Raw genomic sequence first — 752 nt, 5'->3', positions numbered from 1 at the left:
CATCCACCCAAACACACCAACAACCCACCCCCCAACAACACCAACCCAACCAAACAACCACCAAAACCCCAACACAAACACCACCCCGAAAAAACAACAACCCACAACAACCACAACACCACCCAACAAAACAACAACCCACCCACCACAAAACCCCCCACAACACAAAAACCCAACACAACAAAAAAAACCCACCCAAACAACCACACCGCCTACCACCCCACCACACACCCACACCCCACCCCCACCACCCCCCACCAACACAACAAACACCAACACCCAACAAACCACACAACGCACAACCACCAACCAACACCACACCCAAGAAAACAACACCCAACCAACCCCACCAACCAACCCATCCGACAACGGCCGCAACGACTAACGCCACACCAACAACAACACAAACTACACAACCCAAAACACCCAAACCCCACCCAACCCCACCCCAAACCAACAACACAAAACCAACCCCCAAACACAACCAACCACCAAAAAACAAACACCCAACAACCACCCAAAAAACACAAAAAAACACACACACACCACCCCCAAACAAAACCAACCAAAAACACAATACAACCCACACCAACACAACCCCACACCACAACAACACACCAAACCACACCCCAAACAACCCACCCCAACACAACACCAAACCCAAAACAACAAAACACCAACCCAACCACACAAACCCACAAAACCACCAAAAAAAACCCCCCCAAAACAACAACAAAACAACAACCAAAACA

The 752-nt window shown here is 49.5% G+C and carries 1 pseudogene; it reads left to right on the top strand.

From position 1 onward, the window contains the following. A pseudogene (locus ACTHUG_RS11260) lies at window positions 1–752 on the top strand (hypothetical protein); the annotation flags it as partial.

The organism is Neisseria sp. P0022.S009 (assembly GCF_051956675.1).
Taxonomy (GTDB): domain Bacteria; phylum Pseudomonadota; class Gammaproteobacteria; order Burkholderiales; family Neisseriaceae; genus Neisseria.
Note: the sequence above shows the minus strand (reverse complement) of the source record. Positions and strands in the feature narration are given on the sequence as shown.